This is a genomic window from Rhizobium terricola, from assembly GCF_012927355.1.
GTDB classification, from domain to species: domain Bacteria; phylum Pseudomonadota; class Alphaproteobacteria; order Rhizobiales; family Rhizobiaceae; genus Allorhizobium; species Allorhizobium terricola.
The window spans coordinates 640,505-661,438 of sequence record NZ_JABBGK010000001.1 but is presented as its reverse complement, the minus strand read 5'-3'; the positions used below and the strand labels follow the sequence as shown (position 1 = coordinate 661,438).

Here is a 20,934-nt window from a genome sequence, read left to right as displayed (position 1 = left end):
GGCCCCTCATCCGCCCTTCGGGCACCTTCTCCCCGCAAGCGGGGAGAAGGCAGAACCCGCCAGCGCCATCAGTCCCCGCTTAGCCAAGCGGGGAGAAGGACGCGGAGGTCGGCGGCTTGCCCCCTTCTCCCCGTTTACGGGGAGAAGGTCCCGGCAGGGGGATGAGGGGCCATTGCGTCAGTCAACCCGCTACTCCACAGCCTTCGGCACATAGTTCAAGACCGGCCCCAGCCAGCGCTCCACCTCGCGCACCCCCATGCCCTTGCGCGCCGCATAGTCCTCCACCTGGTCCCGCTCGACCTTGGCGACGCCGAAATAATAGCTTTCCGGATGGCCAATATAGAGGCCCGACACGGACGAGCCAGGCCACATCGCCATGCCCTCGGTCAGCTTCACACCGGTCGCCCGTTCCGCGTCGAGAAGCCTAAACAGCGTCGTCTTTTCGGTATGGTCGGGCTGGGCGGGATAGCCGGGTGCGGGGCGGATGCCGCCATAGGCCTCGCCGACCAGTTCCTCGGGCATGAAGGCCTCGTCGGGCGCATAGCCCCAGAATTCGCGCCGCACACGCTCATGCATGCGCTCGGCGAAGGCTTCCGCAAAGCGGTCGGCCAGCGCCTTGACCAGGATGGACGAATAGTCGTCGTTCGCCCGCTCGAAGCGCTCGGCAATGGCGATTTCCTCGAAACCGGCCGTGACCACAAAGCCGCCGACATAGTCCGCGACCCCGCTCTCCTTCGGCGCGACGAAGTCGCTGAGCGCCACATTGGGCCGCCCGTCGCGCTTCGACAATTGCTGGCGGAGCGTGAAGAAGGTGGCAAGCTCTTCGGCGCGCGTCTGGTCCTTGAAAAGCCGGATGTCGTCGCCGACCGCATTGGCCGGCCAGAAGCCGATCACCGCCCGCGGCCGGAACCATTTTTCGGAAATGATCTTCTCGAGCATCGCCTGGGCATCGGCAAAAAGCTGCCGCGCCGCCTCGCCCTGCTTCTCATCCTCCAGAATGGCCGGATAGCGCCCCTTCAGCTCCCAGGTCTGGAAGAACGGCGTCCAATCGATATAGCCGGCAAGCTCGCCAAGGTCGTAGTCCTCGAAGACCTTAGTCCCGGTGAAGCTCGGCGCCACCGGCCGGTAGGCCGACCAGTCGAGCCGGACCGCATTCTCCCGGGCGCGCGATAAAGGCAGGCGCTGCTTTTCGGCTTCCGCCCGGGCATGCGCCTCCGCGACCTTCAGATACTCGGCCCGCACACCGTCGGCATAGGCCCTTCGGCCGTCCGGCGACAGTAGCGCGGACACGACACCGACGGCGCGGCTCGCATCGGTCACGTAGACCGCCTGCCCCGCCTTGTATTGCGGAGCGACCTTGACCGCCGTGTGCACCCGGCTCGTCGTCGCTCCGCCGATCAGGAGCGGAACGGAAAAACCCTGCCGCTCCATCTCCGAGGCGACATGCACCATCTCGTCGAGGGACGGCGTGATGAGACCGGAAAGGCCGATGACGTCGACCTTCTCCTGTTTCGCCACCTCGAGAATCTTCGTCGCCGGGACCATGACGCCGAGGTCGATGATCTCGTAATTGTTGCAGGCGAGCACGACGCCGACGATGTTCTTGCCGATGTCGTGCACGTCACCCTTGACGGTCGCCATCAGCACCTTGCCGGCCGACTGCCGCTCGCCGCCGTCGCCGTTCGCCCTCTTTTCCTCTTCCATGTACGGCAGAAGCACCGCCACGGCCTGCTTCATAACGCGGGCGGACTTCACCACCTGCGGCAGGAACATCTTGCCGGCGCCGAAGAGATCGCCGACGACGTTCATCCCGGCCATCAGCGGGCCTTCGATGACATGAAGCGGCCGCTCGGCTTGTCTGCGCGCCTCCTCCGTGTCGTTCTCGATGAATTCCGTGATGCCGTTGACCAGCGCATGTTCCAGCCGCTTCTCGACCGGCCATTCGCGCCAGGCGAGATCCTGTCCCCTCGCCTGCTTCTCGCCGGTGCCGCGATAGCGTTCGGCGATCTCCAGGAGACGCTCTGTGGCGTCCGTCCGGCGGTTGAGAACGACATCCTCGCAGGCCTCGCGCAGATCCGGATCGATGCTTTCATAGACGGCGAGCTGGCCGGCATTGACGATGCCCATGTCCATGCCGGCCTGGATGGCGTGATAGAGGAAGATCGCATGCATCGCCTCGCGCACCGGCTCGTTGCCGCGGAACGAGAAGGAAAGGTTCGACACACCGCCGGAGATATGCACCAGCGGCATCCTCTCGCGGATCGTCCGCGTCGCCTCGATGAAATCGACGCCGTAATTGTCGTGCTCCTCGATACCGGTCGCCACCGCGAAGATGTTGGGATCGAAAATGATGTCTTCCGGCGGGAAGCCGACCTGCTCGGTGAGGATCCGGTAGGCGCGTTCGCAGATCTCCACCTTACGCCGATAGGTGTCTGCCTGCCCCGTCTCGTCGAAGGCCATGACGACGACCGCCGCACCGTAGTTGCGGATGAGCCGACCCTGAGCGACAAAATTCTCCTCGCCCTCCTTGAGCGAGATGGAATTCACCACCGCCTTGCCCTGCACGCATTTCAGCCCTGCCTCGATGATCGGGAACTTGGAACTGTCGATCATCACCGGAACGCGGGCGATGTCCGGCTCGGCAGCGATCAGGTTCAAGAACTCGACCATCGCCTTTTCCGAATCGATCAGGCCCTCGTCCATGTTGATGTCGATGATCTGCGCACCGTTCTCGACCTGGTCGCGCGCAACCACCAGAGCCGCCGAATAGTCGCCCGCGGTGATCAGCTTGCGGAACTTGGCCGAGCCGGTGACGTTGGTGCGCTCGCCGACATTGACGAAGGGAATGTCCTTGGTGAGTACGAAAGGTTCGAGGCCGGACAGCGACATGAACGGCCGATGCTCGGCCGGCTTGCGCGGCGACTTTCCGGCGACGGCATCGGCGATCGCCCGGATATGCTCGGGCGTCGAACCGCAGCAGCCGCCGACGACATTGACCAGCTCCTCCTCGACGAAGCCGGAGATCTGCCGGGCCATGTCCTCAGGAGTTTCGTCATACTGGCCGAAGGCGTTCGGCAGACCGGCATTGGGATAGGCGCAAATGAACGTGTCGGCGACGCTCGACAGTTCCTGCAGATGCGGCCGCATGGCATCGGCGCCAAGTGCGCAGTTGAGGCCGATGGTGAAGGGATTGGCGTGCCGCACGGAATACCAGAAGGCCGAGGGCGTCTGGCCCGACAGCGTACGGCCGGAGAGATCGGTGATCGTGCCGGAAATCATCACCGGCAGACGCATGCCCTTCGCCAGGAAGCGTTCCTCGCAGGCGAAGATCGCGGCCTTGGCGTTCAGCGTGTCGAAGATCGTCTCGATCAGGATGATGTCGGCGCCGCCGTCGATCAACCCGTCGATCTGCTCGCCATAGGCGATCCTGAGATCGTCGAACGACACCGCCCGGAAGCCGGGATTGTTCACGTCGGGCGAGATCGACGCCGTGCGGTTGGTCGGTCCGATGGCGCCGGCCACGAAACGCCGCCGCCCGTCCTCACGCTCTGCCCTTGCCGCCGCGCGCCGGGCGACGATCGCCCCCTCGCGGTTGAGGTCATAGACCGCCTCCTCCATCTGATAATCCGCCTGGGCGATGCGGGTCGAGGAGAAGGTGTTGGTTTCGATGATGTCGGCGCCGGCCATCGCATAGCGGAAATGGATCTCCTCGATCGCGTTCGGCTGGCTGAGGATGAGAAGGTCGTTGTTGCCCTGCTGATAGCAGGCACAACCGAGAAACCGCGAGCCACGGAACGCGTCTTCGTCGAGGCCAAGGCCCTGGATCTGTGTTCCCATCGCGCCATCGAGGATCAGGATGCGCTCGCTGGCCGCCCGGCGCAGCGCCTCGAGCACCTCCGCCCCGTCCCGGTGAGAGCTCCCGAGATCAAACAATCGGTCGAGCATGGCGGATCCTTTCCTGACAAATCACAACAAACCCGAATTCACATAAAGACATCTTTATGTCAACATGCCTTTATGTCGATCAAAACGACCCCTTGCGAACAGCGTGCAGCGGTGGAGGAAGCGGCATGCCGCGGTGACAAGCCGCAGCTTTCCCGCTATGTTTTTTTCAAACGATTAGATAACAAACGGGAGGAAGATCATGACGGACGCCACGTCAGCGGCCCTGGCAGAACAATGGGCTACCCGCCCCTATCACCGCAAATGGCTGCTGGACCAGGCGAACGGCCTGTTCGACTTCTTCCAGTACCGCAGCATCAATCCGAAGGGCGGCTTCTACGACCTCACCCGCGACGGAAAACCGCTTACCACCAACAACCCGGTCCGCGGCATCCACGCCAGCGCCCGGATGGTGCATTGTTTCGCGATCGCTGATCTGCTCGGCCGGCCGGGTGCCGCAGACCTCGTCGACCACGGCATGCAGTTTCTCTGGAACCGGCACCGCGACCAGGCAAATGGCGGCTATTTCTGGCAGGTTGATGACACCGTTGCGGCCGACGACAGCAAGCAGGGTTACGGGCACGCCTTCGTCCTGCTGGCGGCCTCTTCCGCAAAGACCGTGGGCCATCCGCTCGCCGACCGCATGCTGGCCGACATCACGGAAGTGCTGGAGACGCGCTTCTGGGAGGAGCGCCACGGCGCCATCGCCGAAGAGTTTTCCGCCGACTGGCAGCCGGTTCCGGGCTATCGCGGACAGAACTCCAACATGCACCTGACCGAGGCGCTGATGGCCGCCTTCGAGGCGACCGGCGAACGCCACTATCTCGACAAGGCGACGAGCATTGCCGATCTCCTGATCCGCCGCCGCGCCGGCGAACAGGGATACCGGGTGCCCGAACATTTCGACGAGGGCTGGACGCTCGACCGGATCTATTACCACCCCAACGAAATGTTCCGCCCGGCCGGCACCACCCCCGGCCATTGGCTGGAATGGGCCCGTCTAATCCTCCAGCTCTGGGCACTGGGCGGCCGGACGCACGACTGGATGCCCGAGGCCGCCCGCGGTCTGTTCTTCCAGTCGATGTCGCTCGGCTGGGACAGGGAAAAGGGCGGCTTCTTCTACACGCTCGACTGGGAAAACGTGCCCGACAAGAAGATGAAGCTGTGGTGGCCGCTCTGCGAAGGGGCAGCCGCCGCCCACTTCCTCAACCAGCACCTGGAGAGCGACTTCCACGAGGAAAGCTATCGCCGGATCTGGAGCTTCATCGCCAATCACAGCCTCGACCACACCCATGGCGGCTGGCACGAGGAACTGACCGAGGACCTGCGCCCCGCCAACACGCTCTTCCCCGGCAAGGGCGACATCTATCATGCCCTGCAGGCCTGCCTGATCCCGCTCTACCCGGCAACGGGTAGCCTGACCCGGGTCATTCCGGCTGCGGGCGGCGCCCTCTGACAGGCATCATTGCGAGGCTCTCGCAGAGCCATGCCGGCCGGTCAGACCACCCGAGGCTCGGGGACCGGCCGCCGCACCGCGTGCCAATACATTTCGATATGCGAAAATAACAACATAAAAACATAAGGTTGCCAAACGCCTCGATTCCCTCCCGAAATCTGGTGGTTACCGGATTTGTGACACATTTTATGTTGACTCTTTTAGTCACCTTTCGGTAAGTCGCTCCCCGCGGCCGACATCGGATCAGGGTCCGGCCGCATGATTTCCTGGGGGCCATACCATCATGACAGCACAGCTTGCCAACCGCCGACGGGTGCCGAACCGCATCGCGCGCCTTCTCGCCGCATCCGCCCTTTCCTCGCTCCTCGCCCTGCCGGTATTCGCCCAGCAGGCAACGACCACGGACCAGGGCTCGACCGTGCTGGAGGCCATCACGCTCAAGGTTCTCAAGCTTTGGGCCACCCTCGGTGGGGAAGCGGAGGCGGACACGGGCACGACGGTTTTGAAAGGCGACGCGGTAAGGGCGCTCTCCGTCGGCTCCGATGCCAACTCGGCCCTGAGGAACAACGCCAACGTCCAGTACCAGAACGCCGGCGACAACGATGCCGGTTCCGACAGCCAGGATCTCGTCAACACCAAGCCTCAGCTGCTTTCGATCTCGGGCGGCAAGGTCTACGAAAACAACTTCATGCTGGACGGGATCGGCATCAACACCGTGACCGGAACGGAGGAGCCCTTTGGCAACAGCGGATACGGCTCCGATCTCGAAGGCTACGAGCAGACGCCCAACATCAACAAGATCTACGGCCTTCATCCCCAGACGGTCTTCGTGCCGGCCGATTTCATCGAGGAAGCCACCGTCGTCGACAGCAATGCTTCCGCGCGATACGGCGAGTTCCTCGGCGGCGTGGTCGACTACAAGCTGACGACACCGTCCACCGAGAAGGCCAGCGGATCGGTCACTTTCGGCCTGACGGCCGACGAACTGACGACCTACGAACTCGGGACGATCGACGGCACGAACCCACAGGATCTGCCAAAGCCCGGATACCTCAAATACAAGTCCGCGTTCCAATACAACCTGCCCGTGAACGACAGCTGGAGCCTTGTCGGTCAGTACAGCCGCACAGACGCAAAGAGCAGCAAGACGAAGGATGAAAGATACTATTTCGAAAAGGCGGATGACGTCTCGTACAACGAGTTTTACCGTCTCGCCAGCAAGCTTGAAACGGACTACGGCACGTTCACCCTGGATGGAAACTACAACAACTACAGCCAGAAGTGGGACGCATATTATTACGATGACCTGGTGATCGACCAGAAAACCCAGGGTCTTTCCACCCGCCTGCGTTGGGAAACCGATGTCGCGGGGATTGCTGTCGACAGCATCAACCTCAAGAACGTGAAGCTGGATAGCAGCCTTTTCTACAGCCAGTCGGACACCATCAACGACGGCGGCGAAAATGAAACCTATTACACGGCGATCGTCGCGAGGTCTTCGATATCGGTGACCAATCCTGCCAGCTGGTTCTACAGCACCGACCCGGACGTTCTTTCCTGGTGCCAGGTTCCGACGCTGACCTCATGGGGGACGGCAGAGTATTGCCGGTCCGGTGGTTACGGATACAAGGAGACTGGACAGGAGGAGCGCGGCTTCAAGAGTGACATGACCGGTGACCTTCTCGCCGGCACCTTCGGCGCAGGTGTCGAGTACCGGGAGACCGATGCCTATCGTCGCGCCGAGGAATACACGCTGAACTCGGTCACCCGCTACAACACGACGGCGATCCCCTATGTCTGCGCTGACGGTGACGAGTCTTGCTCGGCCCAGCAATACGCCCGAACCAAGACGGTGACACCAACCTACGACAATCAGGCTGAAGTCGCGCATCTCGGCGCCTATAGTGAAGTCGATCAGACCTGGGATTGGCTCAACATCCGCGCCGGTCTGCGGATGGATTACGAAGATTTCTTCGACAATCTGAACATTGCGCCGCGCACCGTCGCAACCATTTCACCGCTGGACTGGCTGTCGGTCTCGGCCGGCTACAACCGTTACTACTCCGCCGACAGCCTTTCCTATGCGCTGCGGGACGGCCAGCCTTTGGCGCGCGCCTATTCCCGCACGCACAACGCCACGACCGGCGTGGTTGGCGACTGGACCGCCTTGGGAACTCAGCGCTACTACGCCTTCAGCGGCGCGGACGTGGATACACCCTACAAGGACGAATTCACCGGCTCTCTGAAAGCCCAGGACCCATGGATCGAGGGTGAGTTCCGACTGCGGTATCTGCAGAGATATGGGCGCGACGAGTTTATTGCCGGGGACGGTGGGACATCGACGAACGTGACGCTCACCAACGGCGGCGAAAGCGAGTATCGCTCCCTGACCGCAGAGTATGAAAAGGGCTGGGAGATTGGCCACGACAACCTCGACAGCGTTGCCCTGTTGGGCAGCCTCACCTGGTCGAAGCAGAAGACCACTACAGTCAGCCCATACTACAGCGATGACGTGAACTGGGTCTGGTACAACGACACATCCTACTCCCCGGCAGAATTCGACCGCGTGCTTGGAAACCTCGACATCCCCCTGCGCAGCAGGATCGATGTCAGCGCCAAATGGTTCGACGAACGTCTGACGACAGCCGTCACGGCAAACATCAACTTCCCCTTCGACGGGTTGCGCTCCACCGACACGGAATGCACCGCCAGCGCATCGGCCACCGCCACATGCTCGGTACCGGCCGGTTCCGAAGCGATCGGCAAGACCCACGACATATACGAGGAGTTCCGCTACGGCACGACGGTGACCGTCGACCTCAAGGCCAGCTACCAGCTCGCGAAGACGGAAAACACCTCATTCGACGTCGAATTGAGCGTCTATAACCTCTTCAATGAAACCGGCGACCGCCGTGCCAGCTACGACAATCCGTGGATCGTCGGCCGCACCGTCTGGCTCGGCGCAAAGGCGACCTTCTGATGCCCCGCCTCCCCGACGTCCTCAAAACCCGCCCGGCAAAAATCGCGGGCTTCGCCCTCCTCGGCGCGCTCCTCATCTGGCAGGCCGAGGCCTTCGTCGACCGGCAGTACAAGGCGGCCGTCGTATCCGTCTTTCCGGCCGATCCGGATGCTTCGGCGCTCGCCGCACTCAAGGAGCGCTATGCGGGCGACCGTTCCGACTGGCCGAAACCGGTGGTCCATGCAAACGCGGTGGTGAAGGAGATGGAAGCCCTGCCGCTGCCGGCAAAACCCGAAGGCACGCAATTGCTGAAGGTGGAACTGGGCCGGCAGCTGTTCGAGGATCCGGCTCTCTCCGCCTCGGGCCAGATCGCCTGCCAGAGTTGCCACAACCGCGAACTCGGCTGGGGTGACGGCCTGCGCACCGCGTTCGGCCATGGGCGCCAGAAGGGCAAGCGCAACACACCCGCGCTGTTCAACGCGGCCTGGCGGCCCGAACTCTTCTGGGACGGCCGCGCGGAAACGCTCGCGCAACAGGCCGTGATGCCGATGACCGATCCCAAGGAGATGGCCGTCGAGGACCTCGACCAGGTGGTCGGCCGCATGGCCGGCGACACAGTCTACCGCAATCGCTTCCGCGACGCGTTCGGCGACGAAGCGATCAGTCTCGAGCGGGTCACCGAGGCGCTCGCCGCCTTCCAGTCGACGCTCGAGGAACGCACAGTCTTCGACCGCTTCCTCGCCGGCAACAGCGCAGCCTTGAGCGACGAACAGGTCTGGGGCCTTCACCTCTTCCGCACCAAGGCCGGCTGCATGAACTGTCACAGCGGCCCCCTGCTGACGGACGACAAGTACCACAATCTCGGCCTCTCGCTGCTCGGCCGCCCGCTGGCAGACACCGGCCGCTATGCCATCTCGCAGGATATGGAAGACGTCGGCCGGTTCCGCACGCCGAGCCTGCGCCATGTGCGGGAAACCCGTCCCTACATGCACAACGGGCTCATCCGCGAACTGCCTCTCGTTGTCCGCTTCTACGAGGTCGGGGCCGGCAAGACGCAGCCGCGCTCGGAGGAGGAAGCGGCAGATCCGCTGATGGCCCATGCCGGCAAGACGTCGGAGCTCATCACGCCGTTCACGTTGACGGCACGCGAACGCCAGGCACTCGTGTCTTTCCTCGAAGCGCTCTGACCCTGTTCGAACCCCCGATCGGTCGCCGGATCATTGCTTCGGCGGCCGCCCGTCGGATCGAAAGCTCGCCGAAAAGGCGGTGCCGCCGGCCGTCTTGCCCTTGCAGCGAACCGTGACGGGTCCCCGGTCGGGATCGCCGAAAGCGCAGGACCCGCCGGCCGCCGAAACGGTCGGCTCGGCGTTCGCCACGCCTGTGTTGAAGATCACCCGGTCGAGCACGTAACTGCTGCGATCGCCGCCCTCTCCCTTGCCCTTGCCGGAAAAGGTCAGGATCTGGTTGTCGGCAAGCATGAAATAGAAACCGGTGCGGCCGTCGGAATAGCTGAGGATGCCGAGCTTCGCCCCGCAGCCGCCGGTGAAATCCCGCTCTCCGACGCTGACCCTCAGGCACTTGCCCGACAGGGCTTTGAATCCTATGAGCGCCGGCCTCTCGCCGGCCTGCCCCGGTGCCGCCACGCCAAGCAGAAAGGCAAGACCCGCCACCGCAACCAACATCCGTCTCATCCGCATCTCCGTCTATTCCGGCGCCAGACTGTCGGCTTGCAGGCAAAACTTCAAGAACCCGATCCGCGCTCCGCTCACTCGGTTCTCGCCTCGACCAGGGTGCCCTCGCTCACCGTATCGCTCGGATGCAGGATCAGTGCATCCCCCACGGACAGCCCGTTCATGAGTTCCGCGGTCTCGTCGTTCATATGTCCGATCTCGACCCGCATTTGCCGCGCCCGCCCGTCGCGAATGGCAAAAAGCGCCCATTCCCGGCCATTGCGGAAAAGCGCGCTGATCGGCACCTGAAGCACGTCTTCGCCCTGCCACAGCATCATCCGCGCATAGACCCGGAAGCCGTGCCCCAACCGCGCATCCTTGTCCTCCAGATCCAGCACGAGATTGACGCGCTGCTCCTCGATGCCGAGCGCGGACACCTTGGTGAAGCCGGCCGGATCAATGCGGCGCACCCGCGCGGGCAGCACCCGGTCCCCACCCCAGTCGAATACCTCCGCCTTCGATCCCGGCGCGATCCGCACGGCATCCGAAGACAGAAGGTCGACGGCCACCTCGATGTCGGCCGGATCGCCGATCTCGGCGATCCTGGTGCCGATCGCGACCGGCTGTTCGCTGCGGGCAAGCACAGAGAGGACGACGCCGTCGACCGGCGCTGTCAGATAGACGCAGCAGTCGCCGCTCTGGCGGGCGGCCTTGTCGCTCGGCTGGATCAGCCGCGCATCGGCGCTGGCAAGCTCCGCCTTGCGCAGTTCGATCGCCGCCCTGGCAGATGCGAGCTGCGCGTCGAGCACCTCCACATCGGTGCGCGCTTTCTGCAATGCGCTTTCCGCCAGGAACGCGGTCGTTGCCAGACGCTCCGCTCTCTGCAGGTTGTCGCGGGCGAGCGCGATGTCCGACTGCAGCCGCTTCAGGTCGATCTCCGCCATCGCAACGGCAGCGCGTGCCGCATCGCGCGCGGCGACCAGCTCGGCCTGGCTGCGGCTGTCGATCAGGGGTGGATCGAGCGGATGGATCGCGGCGACCACGGTGACGTTCGCCTTGACCCGGTCGCCCTCCTCCAGAACCGTGCGGGCAAGATGCCCGGCAATCGGCGAGGAGACGGCATAAACGTCGCGCACCCGGGTCACCCCTTCCTGCGAAACCGTCACCCGCATCGGTCCGCGCGAGACGGTCCCCACATCGACGGGCTGCGGCTTTTCCCGGAGCGCATAGGCAAAGCCGCCGACCAGCACGCCCGCCGCCGCCAGCAAAGTTGCCCGTTTCACCCATTTCCCCTGCATGAGGTCTACTCCCTTGATTTCAGCACGGCGACGAGGTCCAGCCGGTCGATCCGCCGCCTGACGATCAGCGCGGACATGAGCGAGGCACCGAGGACGACGAGGCTCGAAATGGCCAAAGTCGATGAATTGATGACGAATGGAATGCGGAACAGATCGCTCGATATCCCGTCGATGACGAGCCTGGAAAAACCGATGCCGAGCAGAAGCCCGAGCGGCTGCGCGGCGAACACCACGACTGCGAGCTCAGTCATCAGGACGTTCGACACTTCGGCAGGCGTGAAGCCCAACACGCGAAGGCTGGCGAGTTCGCGCGCCCTCTCCGAGAGCTGGATGCGCGCCGAATTGTAGACGAGCCCGAAGGCGACGATGACCGCAAGCGTCGTATAGACCACCTGGATCATCGCGATATTCTGCTCGATGGTCGCACGAAATCGGTCGCGCGACAGCCCGATCAGCATGGCAAAGGCGATCGCCGGGGTCTTCTTGATCTCGGCATAGAGCGCCTCCTTCTGCAGCATGTCGAGCGACACGCGTGCGCCGGAAATGCGCCGACCGTCGCCGACCAGCCGATTGAGCGCGTCGATGTGCATGTAGGCATCGATGCCGACCAGGCTCTGGCTGATCCCGGTGACCGGCACGACGATCCGGCGGTGATCCTTTTCGACGAGCTCTACCTCGACCGTGTCGCCCACCCGGACACCGAGGGTGTCCGCAACCCGTCCGATCAGCAAGAGACCGTTCGGCGGCGGCGGCATCGGCCGCATGTCCGCATCCATGATCCGCCCGAGATCGGTCTTTTCCTCGACCCCGAAAATGGTCAGGTCCTTGCTGCGATGCCCGGCATGCAGCGTGACCGTCAGCGCCCGGAATGGCTCGGCCCGCAAGACGCCCGGGAACTGCCGGACGGAATCGAGCGCCGCCATCGGCCGCTCGCGGTCGAAATAGAGGCTCGCGTCCTGCCGCTCCATGCGGAAGAAGATCTCCTCGACCATGTAGTGCACGGAATCGGCGGAGAACATCGAGACCACCAGCAGCGCCACCGAAAAGGCGATGCCCACCGACGTCAGCAGTGATCGGACCGGCGCACGGATGATCTGCCGGAAGGCCATGATGGTGAGCTGCGACACGAAGACGGAACCGCGCGCCCGACCGAACAGTGCACGGAAACGTAGCGGTGCCGGCGGCAGCATGGCGACTGCGGCCGGCAGCGCGACAACCGACCAGATCGCCCGGATGGCACCGACGAAGGCCGCCGCGACGCAGATGCCCGCCGAGATCGCATAGAGGTCGAAGCTCTCGCGAAAGATCAGGAAGGGAAAGGAGAAGAACCGGGCATAGAGCTGCGTCATCTCCCTGCCCGTCCAGTTGCCCGCAACAAAGCCGATCGCCACGCCGATCAGCGCGATCACCACGGTCAGCTTGATATAGTGGAGCGCCACCTCCGTCTCGCTGAAGCCGAGCGCCTTGAGCAGACCGATCTGTTCGCGCTCCAGCGTGATCAGCCGCGTCAGGATCATGTTGACCAGGAAGGCGGCGACGAACAGGAAGATCGGCGGAATGATCGCCGCCATGGATCTGAGTTCGTCGAGCTCGTTGTCGAGGAAGGTGTGCGAGATCTGGTCCTTGCGCAGATAGGCCCCCCGCCCGCCATAGGGGTCGAGGAGCCCGTCGAGCGCGGTCTTGACGCTCTCCGGCTGACTTCCCCGGAGCGTCATCAGCACCGCGTTGTTGAAGCTGTCGCCCATGTCGAAGATGCCTTCCAGCGCATCCCGCGACATGTAGAACACGCCGAAACGGCGCGGATCCGGCACCATGTCGCCCGGACCGATCGTGTAGATGTATTCCGGCGACAGAACGATACCGGTGACCGTCAGCACCTGCTTGCGCCCGTTCATGACCGCCGAGAACCGGCTGCCCTCGGTCAGGCGATGCGCCTTGGCGAAGCTTTCGAGCACGGCCGCTTCCTGCGGTCGTCCGGGCTCCGGCAGGCGACCGCTGCGGATGTAGAGGCGGTTGACGGAGGGTTGGCCCTCGTCCGGCAGCGAGACCGCGACACCCGTCGCCGGCTCGGCCATGCCCTGCATGTCGAGCAGCACATATTCGACGATCCTCAGTTCCAATCCGCCGACCCCTTCGATCGCGGCGATCCTGTCGCGCAGATGAAGCGGCGCGCGATTGGCCTCGACGAAGAGATTGGCGAAGCGATAGCGGTCGTAGAAGACGCTGCGGGTTTCCTCGAGCGAGCGATAGGAACCGATCGCGATGATGATCGTCATGACGCCGCAGGCCATCACCAGCGCCACCGCCAGCACCTGTGCCCAGAGCCGGATGACGTCGCGATAGAGTTTGCGGTCGAGCATCGACATGGCTACCAGCTCACCGCGGAAGGAGACAGACGCACGGTGTTCGTCGAGGCCTCCTCGATCCGCCCGTCGCGGAAGGAAAACACCCGATGGGCAATCTGCCGGATCGCCGCATTGTGGGTGATGACCGCCATCGTCGTGTTGAATTCGGCATTCACCCGGCAAAGCACATCGAGCACAAGCACGCCCGTCTTCGAATCGAGTGCCCCGGTCGGCTCGTCGCAGAGAAGCACGTCGGGACGCTTGACGATGGCGCGAGCGATCGCCACCCGCTGCTGCTCGCCCCCCGACAGCTGCGCGGGAAAATGGTCCATGCGCTCCTTGAGCCCCACCATTTCGAGCGCCTCGGCCGGATCCATCGGGTTCCTGGCGATCTCGGTCACCAGCGCCACGTTCTCGTAAGCCGTCAGGCTCGGGATCAGGTTGTAAAACTGGAAGACGAAGCCGACATGGTCGCGACGGAACTTGGTCAGCTGACGTTCGCTGTATCCCGTCAGTTCATGGTCGGCGAAACGCACCGTTCCGGACGTCGCCCGGTCGAGCCCGCCCATGATGTTGAGAAGCGTCGACTTGCCGCTGCCCGACGGCCCGAGAAGAACCGCCATTTCGCCCTGCTGCAGGTCGAGATCGACACCGCGCAGCGCCCAAACCTCGACGTCACCCGTCTGGTATGTCTTCGTCACGCCATCGATCTTGAACAACGGTTCGGTCATGGTTCATTCCGTAGGATCGAAGCAACGATAGATTGCCGCACGCATCCGGGCCTTGACCGTTGTCAAACGTCCGACCAGGCAGAAGACCGCGAAACCCGATCAGCCGTTCAGGCGACCGGCGTCGATCTACCGTTCAAGTCTGCCGTCGATCCGGAACGACAGCCCCTCCGGCTCGAACGACATTCGGGCGACTCCGTAGAAAATGTCGGCGACGACCCGTTCCGTGAGCCGCGAACCAAAACCGCGCCGCGTCGGCGCGACAACGGGCGGACCACCCGCCTCCACCCAGGAAAAGGCAAGGCGTCCTTCAGCGTCCAGCGACCACGCGACAGCGACGCGGCCTTCAGGCGTCGAGAGTGCCCCATATTTCATGGCATTGGTGCCCAGCTCATGAATGGCGAGAGACAGGCCGAGGGCCTGCTGTGCGGTCAGCAGCACTGCCGGACCTTCGACGCGAAAACGATCGGTCCGGTCGCTGAGCGGCACCAGCGCAGCGCGGACCACCTCCTCCAGCCCGGCCGGCCTTCCGCTGACCGAGGTCAGCATGTCCTGGGCCTTGGCAAGGGCACCGATGCGCGCCGATACGGACGCGAGCGCGTCTGCGGGAGAGGCGGCACCGCGCAGGCTCTGCGAAACGATGGACTGGGTCATCGCCAGCGTGTTCTTCATCCGGTGCACGAGTTCCCGGTTGAGGAGGCGCAGCTGGCCTTCGAGATGCTCCTTCTCGCGCAGGTGCTCCTGGGCGGTGGCATAGGCCGCCTCCAGCGCCTTGCGGTCGGCAACGGCCTGCGTGGTTTCGGTGACGATATTGAGCAGACCGTGCACCCGGCCGTCATCGCCGAAGATCGGACTGTAGGAAAAGGTCCAGTAGGTCTGCTCCGGATATCCGTTCCGGTGCATGACGAGCGGCAGGTCTTCTGCCCAGGTCGGCTCGCCCGAAAGAGCGCTGCGCACATAGGGCAGAACATGATCCCACACATCCGCCCACACCTCGCGGAATGGCCGGCCGAGCGCATTTGCCAGCCTCTGCCCGAGCATCGGAACATAGGCGTCGTTATAGAACTTCACGAGATCGGGGCCCCACCAGAAGCACATGGGCTGGCGGGAATTCAGCACGAGCCGGACGGTGGTTTTAAGCGAGATCGGCCAGTCTTCGATCGGCCCGATCCCCGCCGCCCGCCAATCGAACGCCCGGATGGCGTCCGCCGCATCCCCACCGCCGGCAAGAAAATCCTCGGACGCGGCCTCTTGCCCCGGCACAGGCCAGGCTTCATTCGCATCCCGATAAGCCATACCGCCGCGCTCCACATCTTGTCCGCGAATTATTTCAGATCGCGACAGAGGTGGCAATCGGCGCTACATTGCCCATCGGCGGGAACTTTGCCCCGCCTCCAAGCCTTTGTCGGATCTCAACCTTTTCCCGGAGGGACCATGAAGCCTTACCTCGCAGCCGCCATCCTCTTCGCAGCCCCCGTCCTGACGTCGTCCGTCGCCCTTGCCCAATCTCCAGACATCGCCCGAACCTGCGAGGCCGTCGCCCGCAATTTCGAGATGGTGAAAGCGGTGAAGGTCGGCATCGTCCAGTCCTTTCCCGAACTCAAGCCACCGGGTGCCCGCCTCACCTACTCGACCCGGCTCGACGCCAAGGACGAGGATATCGGCGACATGATCGAATGCCAGTTCAAGGAAGCGACAGCCCCGTTGACGCTCGTCCGCTTCTGCCTCGGCACCACCTGCTATTCGGCCGACGAAAAGAACCCCGAACACCGCCGCCGCTTCGAGGAGGCGCAGTCGCTTCTCGCCAGGGAACCCTGACGTGGCCTGATGCCGGCGGACTGGCCCGGTGGCCACCGTTCACTCGAGCAGAGACGACTTGCAGAACGACCATGATGCGACTATGTCGATATATACAGTCACACTGTATATATCGACAACACCAAGGTGAAGGATTGATCATGTCGGCCGATAACAAAGAGGTGGTTCGCCGCTTCAATATCGAGGTCATTCAAAATGGGCGCGAGGCGGATTTTCACGCCTTGATGGCTCCGGATTTTGTCAATCATGCCGCCCCCCAGGGAATGCCGAACGGTCCGGACAGCATGTGGCACACCTTCCAGAATGTCCTTCGCCCCGCTCTGTCGAACCTGGTGGTAACGATCCACGATCAGATCGCCGAGGGGGACAAGGTCACGACCCGAAAAACGATACGCGGAGTTCATACCGGCACCCTGCTGGGCGTTCCGGCGACGGGACGGGACGTTGCGATCAGCGTGATCGATATCGTGCGCGTTCAAGACGGCAGATATGCCGAGCATTGGGGCTTGAACACCCTGACGAATGTGCTCGCGTCCCTGTCGAGGGCTTGATCCGGCGCGCTAACACAGCCGTTCGATGATCCGAATTGCCGCACCAAGCGTTCGTCTGTCCTCTTCGGACAGGCGCTCCTCGATCAGACTGGCAATTTGCGATGTTCGGGCGTCGCGGCCCCGGGACAGTTCCGCCCGCCCGTGATCGGTAATGGAAAGAAGCTGGCTGCGCCCGTCTGCCGGATTGGCCATCTTGCTGATCAGGCCTTCAGCCTCCAGCTGACCGGCCACCAGCCGCATGCTCTGATGCCTGACGTTGCGGCGCTCTGCCAGTTCGGCGACGGTCAATGGCCCTGACCGATCGAGAAGCGACAGCGTCTCCGACTGCGATGTTGTCGGTGTATTTGCCTGCGTTCTCACGCCGCGAACGAATCTGCCCAGCGTGGCGCGGAGATCTTCCGCAAGCGCGAGCGCACGGACCTGTTCTTCGACGCTGACCTCTTCGCTCGCCATTTTTCCTTTTCCGCCCTCGAACGAATGCAATGAACCGTAGATAGACCGAGAAGAACGAGAAAAGAAATGGTGGGCCCGGAGGGTCAAAACTTTCGCAACGTTTCCAATGTGCTACCCGAGCGGTTAGCCAGCACATTTCGCGATCTGTTCCGACCCGTTGGCTAACCGTCACCATTCTTCCATTCGACGCCAGATGGGGACGTCTTCCTAAGCCTTGTCCCCGGCGCTCCGCAGCTTGACACCGGCGGATGCCCTGTCATCTTACCATTCTCACGCGTGCGAGATAGCTCGCCGAGCGCGCAAGGACGGAGGAGTGTCAATCACTTGCCTGGCGAAACAGTGGAACGAAGCGGCATTTCGCTTGAGGCACGCTATGCAACCGCAAAGGAAATGTACTTCGCGGTCGCGGAGAGACAGTACGCCTACGGAAAATGGTTGCTGGCTTCTTTGCTGACGGTGCATGCCGGTTCTCTCCTCGCAATCTCGCAAGCGGGTGATGCGGCCAAGCGACTTTACCAGGCCTGTGGCCCGCTGCTTATCTACGGCGTGGCAATCACACTGATCGCCGGTGGTCTCGCTTGGATCAACTTCTCTGTAGTGGCCAGGGCATACGCGACATCGATGGTCGAACTAGCAAAGGGTCGTGATCCGAGGCCGACGAAGCTGCAACGGCTACTCGTAGGCGCGACGTTCTGGATCACTCCATTGGTTGCAACTGTATCGCTCGTTCTGTTTATCGCCGCCGCGATCAAAGCGACCGCGATTTTGTGAATTGACATGCGCGGGTTGTCAGCCCCCCGGTCTGCAGCAAGAAAACAAAAAGACCGTTTAGACCGCCGCTGAGAGTTGCTGGTTCTTGCCGGTTGTTTGAGAAAAATGGGAAAGCTTCATGATCCCCGAAGGCAGTAAGACACCAGATCATTCCGGCAAGCGCATCCGTGCCAGCGAGAGCGCCGTTTCGGCCGTTCTGAGGGCCATGACGGCCAACGGGATCGCCGTCGGCAAGATCTGCATTACCGGTGGTCAGGTCGAAATCATCGCGGCCGGCGTTGAGGAAGCGACCCAGCCGAAGAAGAGTGGAGGCCCCAAGGATTGGTGAGGGCCTTGAGCCGTTGACGAAGAAGCCCACTTTTACCAAGGCTGAGCTTCTCCGCCTGGCGAGCATCGCCAAGGAACAGGGCGTCGCGATCTCACTCGAGCGAGACGGCACCAAAATCGCCATCGCCCCTTGCCCGGTGGCGCCAGCCCTTGAGCCGCCGCGGGATGAAGTGGCAGGGCCAGTTCTCGACCATCCAGCACCGCCGATCGATTCGGGCTTCGACCACCGCGAACGGGCGGCCATGGAGCAGCTTGTCGCCGCCGGGGTGGGTATTCCTGTCCGCGTCGACACGATGCACTGCGTTGGGCCCTTTACATGCCAGAGGCTGGCTGGACGGGGATATGTAGAGATCCTGGTCAACGAAACCGGGCGCTCGTCAGGCGAGCGCGTCGCGCTGACCGGGAAGGGCCTGCAGGACTGGAAGGCGCTGGGGGGATACTACGAGCGCTATCCAGCTCTGTAACGTCTAAGGCGGCTGCAGGCGCGAAGCGCCACCGCTGTCAGACCACCGTCGATTGACTCCTACGTGCCCCGTGGCATGCTGAGGGTCACAACTATGGCTGGTGGGGAGTGAGATGGAAGTTTTAGTGATTGCTGTGATTATTGGACTGTTTCCCGCGGCGATCGCCCGGTCGAAAGGCAGGTCCTTTGTCGCATGGTGGGTATACGGGGCGTTGCTTTTCATCGTCGCATTGCCACACGCACTGATTATGAAATCCGACGCTCGCGCGATCGAAGCCTCCGCGTTGGCGAACGGAATGAAAAAGTGCCCTCACTGTGCGGAGTTGATCAAATCGGAAGCGAAGATCTGCCGCTATTGTCACAATCCGCTTTGAAAGACCGGCCGCCGGGTGCACAGGGCATCCGGTCGCAAAGGGCGGACAGGAGGCAGGTAGCTCCGGTCAGGCGCTGACAATAGATTAGAACAGGAAAGCGTTCTGCTGCTGGAGCACTTCGTCGCGCAACTCTTTCTCGGCGACGAGGTAGAGGTTCACCGCTTCTAGCAGATCCTTCGCATCAAGCGGTCCCGTTATTGTATCAGATGCGTGCTTCAGATCGACCGTCGCCGATCGGTATCGCTCAATGATCTCAGGATCGGCCTTCATCCGTCTCTGCAGGTCCTCGGCGGCGCTGACAGCAGTCAAAAGCCGCGTCTGAATACTGGCTACATCCTCGTCTGACTTTGACTTTTGGCCGCGGGCGATGTCAGCAAACCGGATTAGGGACTCCTGCAAAGTCGTAGCGGCGGCATCAAATCGTTCGTAGTTTTGGCCCAGCCCGTCTTTGTAGGAAGTCCTATAATCCATGTACTGACTTGCAAACCAGCCGATTAGGCCACTCGCAACGACAAGGATGCCGTTCCGAAGCCAGTCGGGGAGTTTTGCAAATTGCACGAACATCAGTTTCCGATACCCACCGTAGTTGTTATCCCGGTTTTGGCGGCAGCCGCCCTTGCCACCTCGCAAGCTTCCGTCCACCGATCGAAACCCAACAATTTAAGCTGTGTGACTACTTGAGCGCTTACTTCGACGGTGCACTGGTCACCGGCAGGAGCCTGTGAATTTCCGAACACCAATGTACCAGCTTCGGCCGCAGCAAACGCATCTGGTCCAACAGTGACCGCCAGCGCCAGCATGACGGCAATAACAATAGGGGTCACCACCGCGGATTTCAATGAAAGACCACCGGGAGAGTTAACATTGGTGTAAAGGTCGGGTGCGGCTCCCGTTGTGGCAAACGCGCCATCTTTGAGCGAAAGCAGGTCCTTTGAACCGACTCCCACCAACTCGGTATTCTTCGATACGAAATTAAAAAACGCCTGGATGCGGAAGTCGTCGGTTGTCTGAAATTTTTCCGAAGTGATTTCGAACCGTGCTCCATATTCCCCCGGCATCGAGTAGGACCCATAGGAGCGACGAAAGATACTCGGCCAAGCCTCACGAGCCAAGAGAAATAGGGGCGATGGCTTCTGGAGCGCATCAAGGGTTTGCGCCGGGAGCTTCGCCTTCTCCACGACGCCACGCCAAGCAACGTTGCGGCCCAAGAGGGGCGCTTCTGTATAGAGCGCCGGGTAGACCGGCTTGAGCTGATTCGGGGGGCCGGTTAGCTCACCAATGTGGGCTAGACCGCGAAAATTGGCAGGGGGGACAATGACGAGATCGCCCGCCTTCATGTGGGAAAAGTACGCCCTGGCCACGCGAAGAAACTGTGAAATCGAACGACTTGTAGGCGTGTTGACGTAGTCTTCGAGAGCGGCCGCAGGAGGCTCTATGTCTCTTTCGCCTCGCAGGGCATACCGGCGTATCTCAACCGAACGCTTTACGCGTTCAACCAAATCATGAACCTCTGACAGCTCGCCGAACTCCGGAAGATCAAGGCCAGGCAAGTCAGGCCCGACAAAATTGCGGTCAATGAAAATCTCGAAGAACTTATAGTTGGGTCCCGGCCGCGCCACATAGACACGTGTATCCGGTGAAATTTCTCGTGTATGTATGTCAACGCGTATCATATCGCCCCTCTTTGAAACATTTTGAACAACATATTCGCGTAAAAGGCGAGTGGGGCCTGGTTAAAAATCTCAAGACCACCCATCAGCGCACAGAAAATAAGTCCAA

The 20,934-nt window shown here is 62.3% G+C and carries 18 protein-coding genes; 9 read left to right on the top strand and 9 right to left on the bottom strand.

Annotated features, from left to right (window positions below; genetic code table 11):
- Positions 1–189 precede the first annotated feature (189 nt).
- Entirely contained in the window at positions 190–3,945 is a 3,756-nt protein-coding gene (gene metH, locus HHL25_RS03065) for a methionine synthase (RefSeq protein WP_169587148.1), read from the bottom strand.
- A 199-nt stretch (positions 3,946–4,144) separates the two neighbouring features.
- On the opposite strand from metH, the gene HHL25_RS03060 reads away from it, so the two are divergent.
- From HHL25_RS03060 to HHL25_RS03050, 3 genes are all read left to right on the top strand, one after another.
- Positions 4,145–5,398, top strand: a complete 1,254-nt coding sequence (locus HHL25_RS03060) for an AGE family epimerase/isomerase (RefSeq protein WP_169587146.1) — start codon at positions 4,145–4,147, stop codon at positions 5,396–5,398.
- 283 nt (positions 5,399–5,681) lie between these two features.
- Positions 5,682–8,378: a TonB-dependent receptor plug domain-containing protein gene (locus HHL25_RS03055; protein ID WP_169587144.1), complete on the top strand. Its 2,697-nt coding sequence runs from the start codon at positions 5,682–5,684 to the stop codon at positions 8,376–8,378.
- A complete protein-coding gene (locus HHL25_RS03050) occupies positions 8,378–9,544 on the top strand; it encodes a cytochrome-c peroxidase (RefSeq protein WP_169587141.1) in 1,167 nt (388 codons plus the stop codon). Before HHL25_RS03055 ends, HHL25_RS03050 begins: the two co-directional genes overlap by 1 nt.
- Before the next feature lie 30 nt (positions 9,545–9,574).
- On the opposite strand, the gene HHL25_RS03045 is transcribed toward HHL25_RS03050, so the two are convergent.
- The 5 genes from HHL25_RS03045 to HHL25_RS03025 all read right to left on the bottom strand — a co-directional run bounded on the left by HHL25_RS03045 (position 9,575) and on the right by HHL25_RS03025 (position 15,694).
- Positions 9,575–10,048 (bottom strand): hypothetical protein, encoded by a 474-nt coding sequence (locus HHL25_RS03045; protein WP_169587139.1) that lies wholly within the window; start codon positions 10,046–10,048, stop codon positions 9,575–9,577.
- A 74-nt stretch (positions 10,049–10,122) separates the two neighbouring features.
- Positions 10,123–11,310: an efflux RND transporter periplasmic adaptor subunit gene (locus tag HHL25_RS03040; protein WP_315853016.1), complete on the bottom strand. Its 1,188-nt coding sequence runs from the start codon at positions 11,308–11,310 to the stop codon at positions 10,123–10,125.
- Between the two features lie 20 nt (positions 11,311–11,330).
- Positions 11,331–13,691: an ABC transporter permease gene (locus HHL25_RS03035; protein ID WP_205927703.1), complete on the bottom strand. Its 2,361-nt coding sequence runs from the start codon at positions 13,689–13,691 to the stop codon at positions 11,331–11,333.
- Positions 13,692–13,693: 2 nt separating this feature from the next.
- Complete coding sequence (locus HHL25_RS03030; RefSeq protein WP_169587135.1) at positions 13,694–14,401, bottom strand: ABC transporter ATP-binding protein; 708 nt, start codon at positions 14,399–14,401, stop codon at positions 13,694–13,696.
- Between the two features lie 126 nt (positions 14,402–14,527).
- Positions 14,528–15,694 (bottom strand): sensor histidine kinase, encoded by a 1,167-nt coding sequence (locus tag HHL25_RS03025; protein ID WP_169587133.1) that lies wholly within the window; start codon positions 15,692–15,694, stop codon positions 14,528–14,530.
- A gap of 138 nt (positions 15,695–15,832) precedes the next feature.
- Between HHL25_RS03025 and HHL25_RS03020 the strand changes: the two genes are divergently transcribed.
- Together HHL25_RS03020 and HHL25_RS03015 are read left to right on the top strand one after the other, a co-directional pair.
- Positions 15,833–16,216: a hypothetical protein gene (locus HHL25_RS03020; protein ID WP_169587131.1), complete on the top strand. Its 384-nt coding sequence runs from the start codon at positions 15,833–15,835 to the stop codon at positions 16,214–16,216.
- A gap of 140 nt (positions 16,217–16,356) precedes the next feature.
- Positions 16,357–16,767, top strand: coding sequence for an ester cyclase (locus tag HHL25_RS03015; protein WP_169587129.1), 411 nt, complete (start codon positions 16,357–16,359; stop codon positions 16,765–16,767).
- A 9-nt stretch (positions 16,768–16,776) separates the two neighbouring features.
- Here the strand turns inward: HHL25_RS03015 and HHL25_RS03010 are convergent, their stop codons facing one another.
- A complete protein-coding gene (locus HHL25_RS03010) occupies positions 16,777–17,220 on the bottom strand; it encodes a MarR family winged helix-turn-helix transcriptional regulator (protein ID WP_169587127.1) in 444 nt (147 codons plus the stop codon).
- Positions 17,221–17,544: 324 nt separating this feature from the next.
- Here HHL25_RS03010 and HHL25_RS03005 point away from each other — a divergent pair, with 324 nt between their 5' ends.
- From HHL25_RS03005 to HHL25_RS02990, 4 genes are all read left to right on the top strand, one after another.
- Entirely contained in the window at positions 17,545–17,991 is a 447-nt protein-coding gene (locus tag HHL25_RS03005; RefSeq protein ID WP_169587125.1) for a hypothetical protein, read from the top strand.
- Between the two features lie 118 nt (positions 17,992–18,109).
- Positions 18,110–18,319 (top strand): hypothetical protein, encoded by a 210-nt coding sequence (locus HHL25_RS03000; protein WP_169587123.1) that lies wholly within the window; start codon positions 18,110–18,112, stop codon positions 18,317–18,319.
- Between the two features lie 13 nt (positions 18,320–18,332).
- Complete coding sequence (locus tag HHL25_RS02995; RefSeq protein ID WP_169587121.1) at positions 18,333–18,782, top strand: hypothetical protein; 450 nt, start codon at positions 18,333–18,335, stop codon at positions 18,780–18,782.
- A gap of 112 nt (positions 18,783–18,894) precedes the next feature.
- A complete protein-coding gene (locus tag HHL25_RS02990; RefSeq protein ID WP_169587119.1) occupies positions 18,895–19,155 on the top strand; it encodes a zinc ribbon domain-containing protein in 261 nt (86 codons plus the stop codon).
- Between the two features lie 84 nt (positions 19,156–19,239).
- Here the strand turns inward: HHL25_RS02990 and HHL25_RS02985 are convergent, their stop codons facing one another.
- The gene (locus HHL25_RS02985; RefSeq protein ID WP_169587117.1) at positions 19,240–19,719 is read right to left on the bottom strand and encodes a hypothetical protein; all 480 of its coding nucleotides are present in this window, start codon (positions 19,717–19,719) and stop codon (positions 19,240–19,242) included.
- Positions 19,719–20,828 (bottom strand): hypothetical protein, encoded by a 1,110-nt coding sequence (locus tag HHL25_RS02980; protein WP_169587115.1) that lies wholly within the window; start codon positions 20,826–20,828, stop codon positions 19,719–19,721. Before HHL25_RS02980 ends, HHL25_RS02985 begins: the two co-directional genes overlap by 1 nt.
- Between the last annotated feature and the right edge of the window lie 106 nt (positions 20,829–20,934).

What these genes read in the sequence shown, in the direction of transcription:
- metH (WP_169587148.1), bottom strand. Translation starts at nt 3,945, where the DNA reads ATGCTCGACCGATTGTTTGATCTCGGGAGCTCTCACCGGGACGGGGCG.
- HHL25_RS03060 (WP_169587146.1), top strand. Translation starts at nt 4,145, where the DNA reads ATGACGGACGCCACGTCAGCGGCCCTGGCAGAACAATGGGCTACCCGC.
- HHL25_RS03055 (WP_169587144.1), top strand. Translation starts at nt 5,682, where the DNA reads ATGACAGCACAGCTTGCCAACCGCCGACGGGTGCCGAACCGCATCGCG.
- HHL25_RS03050 (WP_169587141.1), top strand. Translation starts at nt 8,378, where the DNA reads ATGCCCCGCCTCCCCGACGTCCTCAAAACCCGCCCGGCAAAAATCGCG.
- HHL25_RS03045 (WP_169587139.1), bottom strand. Translation starts at nt 10,048, where the DNA reads ATGAGACGGATGTTGGTTGCGGTGGCGGGTCTTGCCTTTCTGCTTGGC.
- HHL25_RS03035 (WP_205927703.1), bottom strand. Translation starts at nt 13,691, where the DNA reads ATGTCGATGCTCGACCGCAAACTCTATCGCGACGTCATCCGGCTCTGG.
- HHL25_RS03030 (WP_169587135.1), bottom strand. Translation starts at nt 14,401, where the DNA reads ATGACCGAACCGTTGTTCAAGATCGATGGCGTGACGAAGACATACCAG.
- HHL25_RS03025 (WP_169587133.1), bottom strand. Translation starts at nt 15,694, where the DNA reads ATGGCTTATCGGGATGCGAATGAAGCCTGGCCTGTGCCGGGGCAAGAG.
- HHL25_RS03020 (WP_169587131.1), top strand. Translation starts at nt 15,833, where the DNA reads ATGAAGCCTTACCTCGCAGCCGCCATCCTCTTCGCAGCCCCCGTCCTG.
- HHL25_RS03015 (WP_169587129.1), top strand. Translation starts at nt 16,357, where the DNA reads ATGTCGGCCGATAACAAAGAGGTGGTTCGCCGCTTCAATATCGAGGTC.
- HHL25_RS03010 (WP_169587127.1), bottom strand. Translation starts at nt 17,220, where the DNA reads ATGGCGAGCGAAGAGGTCAGCGTCGAAGAACAGGTCCGTGCGCTCGCG.
- HHL25_RS03000 (WP_169587123.1), top strand. Translation starts at nt 18,110, where the DNA reads ATGATCCCCGAAGGCAGTAAGACACCAGATCATTCCGGCAAGCGCATC.
- HHL25_RS02990 (WP_169587119.1), top strand. Translation starts at nt 18,895, where the DNA reads ATGGAAGTTTTAGTGATTGCTGTGATTATTGGACTGTTTCCCGCGGCG.
- HHL25_RS02985 (WP_169587117.1), bottom strand. Translation starts at nt 19,719, where the DNA reads ATGTTCGTGCAATTTGCAAAACTCCCCGACTGGCTTCGGAACGGCATC.
- HHL25_RS02980 (WP_169587115.1), bottom strand. Translation starts at nt 20,828, where the DNA reads ATGATACGCGTTGACATACATACACGAGAAATTTCACCGGATACACGT.